A 3,515-nucleotide genomic window follows, 5' to 3' on the forward strand; every position below is an offset into this window, starting at 1 on the left:
AACTTAGACAATCTAAGTTATCTAAAGGTTGAAAAGAAATGTGTAAGTGCAGAAAGACAACCCAATCCCAGCGAGGCTCAAAGCTGCGCGTAAAAAAGTCAAGATCACCCAAAAAGATTTAGGGGTGAAAATCGGCATGGAACCAAGTTCTGCTAGTGGGCGAATGAACCATTATGAGAAAGGTAGACACGTACCAGATATTGGTACACTCGAACGAATGGCTGAAGAGTTAGATGTTCCCTTGAACTATTTTTTCTGTAGGAACGAATTGAGTGCTGAACTGGCGTGTGCCATTGATAAGATGACTGATGAAGAGAAGGCGGTGTTGCTTAAGAGTCTAAAGAGTGAGAGCTAATACTTAAGCTTTAAGTCCATTTTTGCTCAGTAACATACTCAATGGAATTGCATCCGTAAATCGCGGAGCAAGTATCTTATCTTCTACGGCAATGGCATGCAGGTTGTAAGACGATCCAGAGTCAATTTGATGAAGACGAAGCTCCTCGATAGAACAATTAAAAGGGTTGTCCAAGTAGGGAAACTTAAATGAAAAGGTACGTGACAATATCGCTTTATCTATCGTATCAACGTTCTCACTGAAACTCATAAGTAGTGCGTCTTTCAAGAAGTGCTTTAACGCTCGGCACTCCCCTCTACACATAATAAACAAAGGATATAACACTTCATTTTTTGTAAGCACTGGCGGTTCATCAAAGCCCATTCTCGCACTCAAACCAGCAACAAATTTAGCAAAGTGCTTTTTTTGCTCCAAGTCAAAATTATAAGATGCCGTTCCACTCGAATGGCTGTTAGCTTTCAACAACTTGAAATAGTTAATCTTTCGTCTCCAAATTAATCGCGAATTCCATTGTGGCTCTGTCGCTATCACATCAGCATATGGCATACCAACCAACACAAACGAGACTTTTGCTTCTTCACTTATGTATTTGAACGTATTAGCAATAGCTTGCCTTTCTTCTGCTGTAGAAAACTCCACAAGCTCTTGAATTTCATTGACGATAATCAGCTCAACAGATTTACGTTTGAGTTGCTTTACAACAGCCTCACCAAGAGCAATTTCATTACGTCGTCGAGTACCTCTTCCCCCAGACTTTCCATCTAAATCGACTAAAAACTGCGTAAGCGTGTTCTGTTCATTTATGCGGCTTGGCACTCTGGTGCTAAGAACAGATTGTTTGCTCCAAGTTGAACTCGACGGAAAGCGTGATAGGTAATTATTAATCAAAGCCGTCTTTCCACTTCCGGCCTCTCCAGTTAACAAGAAAGACTCTGGTTCACCGCCAAGAGAGTGATTAAAACGAAGTTGATCGAAAATAGAGTAAATTTCAGTTATTGCAGGGTATTCGATAAAGCAGATTTCAAAAGATCTTAGCTGCTCAAACTGACTAGACGTTAAGTTCAAGTTAATACCCCTCAATATCTTCAAAATCATCATCAGATAATTGCTCTGAGACATCGAACACTACCGTGGTTTCTTGTTTTACTGGAATCGTATTGATTGAGCCTGGTCCGTCAGAGCCCACATCATTAAACTTTGCTAACTTCGAAGTATTGCCCGTTTTAGGCAAGCTAGCCTTATTACTTTTGGCACTGCGGAACCTGTCGGTTTCTTCCTGAATACGTTTCTTCATATACAGAAATGTATCCGCAAGCGCCTCATCATCAGCAAGCTGCTTAGTGTTAAGCCTGCGTACTTTTTGTATGCGCTCATGTTCAAAAAGGGACAGTCCTTTTGTATATCCACTGTTGTCTACCGCTGGAACTTTTATGTACCTTTTTTCCGATTCTAGATAAACATGAATAGAGCTGATATCAGAAGGGTCTGTTTTGGTCTTAACATACAGCTTTTTGCCATTGTTGGACGCCCAATATTTACGGTATTCAATAAGTTCTGAGGACTGATAGCGGAGGTTATGAAGCCTGATCCCTGACACTCCAATGGTTCTGTGTCTAAGCAAACCTAGCTCAACTCTCAACTGCTCCTTCTCAGCACCACTGTAGTAAGAGGGAGTCCACTCCGATTGATTCCACTTGTGGTATGGAATGTCACGTTCTCTTGAATCAGGTGCCATATGGTAATAATCGACAATCCATTTATGAAGTAGTTCTAGAAATACAGAAACTCTAACCACCGCATCCTTCTTTGGGTTGTAATCTTCTAGTTGAGTAGGGTTGGTGAATGTTTTTCCAGGTAGTGAGTTCACTAACCCTTTATTCATCTGGTCAAAGAGTTTTTCGATCCCTGACTTTCGCCAAGGTTTAGCAGTTTGACTATATTGAATGTCAGTTACGAATGGTCTTAAAGAATCTTCTAAGCTATCGGTCCAAAATTCAGCGCCATTATCAACAACTAGGTAGTCAATCTTTCCGTGACATGGCCAATCATTCTTTATAGAAGGGTAGCTATTTTTTAACCAGCTTTTATCTATTAAAGTATTAAGCAAAGCCTTGCGCACAGAGTCGAAACTGGGATCTCTAAAATTCACACTCAACCCTACGATACACTTACTGAAACGATCATAAAGCATAGTCAGGTAGGGGCGCCCCAAAGGAATATCCAACTCATCATCAATCAAAATCACTGGTACTGGTGTATGGTCAATTTCGACATATTCCATTGGTTTGGTCGCAGCTACTTGCTGACCAACCGAACGAAATTCTCGGTCTGCGTATCGTTTGCCAAACCTTGCGATCGCGACCTCATATGGAGATAAGCCGTGTATTCGATTGTAAAAAGAGCGCTCTGAAATTGGTTTAATTTTCCCCTCAACAATCCCACGATTTATTTGAATCACTCGACTCTTATAGTATCGGTATGCTTCTGCAACGCTAAGTCTTTCTCGGGTAAGGTATATGCTGTTAATTGCTTCATCGACCAAGGATTGCGAATCCACTTCTTTTTGGCGATTGCCCTTAAACGTATGCTTCGGAATAAGTGCACATGGGTCTTTACCCGCTTCAAAATAATATTTTTTCCAAGTTGCTAAAGTTCGCCAACTCGGGGGAGTGAGCTGTAATTCTGGTTCAATGAGACTTAAAATAGGGTTCAAGTTTTTCTCGGTCCATCCACCTTTTAAACGCTTCTCCACGAAATCGATAATTTTAATACGACGAATAACTTCTTTCTGTACCTTCGGTGATTGAGAATCAATAGTTGAAGAGATTTCAATAGGTTCTTGAATTAGCTCTATTGGAAGCGGCTGAGACTCTCCCTCTGAGGCTTCAAACTCATCAAAGAACCCAAATATGTTATTAGAGTCCGATGACATAGTTAACACCAAACGTAAGTTTCGAGACCAAAGTTAATGCCGTTTAGGTCTGTTTTAACTTGTCCCGAAGAGATCCAAGGTAGAGTAGAGATAAGTGTGTCCTGCTCCGATAAACCGAAATACAAAGACACCTCTTGTAACTTCACCATTTGCTTGCGTTGAATAAACTCCAAAACTAGCTTTTGAAACTCAGTCACGGTTCGCAATCCGGAATAACGGTGTAGTAAC

The 3,515-nt window shown here is 40.9% G+C and carries 3 protein-coding genes and 1 pseudogene; 1 reads left to right on the forward strand and 3 read right to left on the reverse strand.

What is annotated here, in order from left to right:
* Positions 1–46: 46 nt before the first annotated feature.
* Complete coding sequence (locus tag BCT81_RS20845) at positions 47–355, forward strand: helix-turn-helix transcriptional regulator (RefSeq protein WP_102425690.1); 309 nt, start codon at positions 47–49, stop codon at positions 353–355.
* A 3-nt stretch (positions 356–358) separates the two neighbouring features.
* On the opposite strand, the gene BCT81_RS20850 is transcribed toward BCT81_RS20845, so the two are convergent.
* From BCT81_RS20850 to BCT81_RS20860, 3 genes and pseudogenes are all read right to left on the reverse strand, one after another.
* A complete protein-coding gene (locus BCT81_RS20850) occupies positions 359–1,453 on the reverse strand; it encodes a TniB family NTP-binding protein (protein WP_198596933.1) in 1,095 nt (364 codons plus the stop codon).
* Positions 1,422–3,287: a Mu transposase C-terminal domain-containing protein gene (locus BCT81_RS20855; protein ID WP_102425691.1), complete on the reverse strand. Its 1,866-nt coding sequence runs from the start codon at positions 3,285–3,287 to the stop codon at positions 1,422–1,424. Before BCT81_RS20855 ends, BCT81_RS20850 begins: the two co-directional genes overlap by 32 nt.
* 2 nt (positions 3,288–3,289) lie before the next feature.
* Positions 3,290–3,515, reverse strand: a pseudogene (locus BCT81_RS20860) (endonuclease); the annotation flags it as partial.

The organism is Vibrio sp. 10N.261.52.A1 (assembly GCF_002876325.1).
In the GTDB taxonomy this organism is placed as follows: Bacteria; Pseudomonadota; Gammaproteobacteria; order Enterobacterales; family Vibrionaceae; genus Vibrio; species Vibrio chagasii.

Excerpts from the sequence above, each read along its gene's own strand:
- BCT81_RS20850 (WP_198596933.1), bottom strand. The coding sequence starts at position 1,453 with ATGATGATTTTGAAGATATTGAGGGGTATTAACTTGAACTTAACGTCT.
- BCT81_RS20855 (WP_102425691.1), bottom strand. The coding sequence starts at position 3,287 with ATGTCATCGGACTCTAATAACATATTTGGGTTCTTTGATGAGTTTGAA.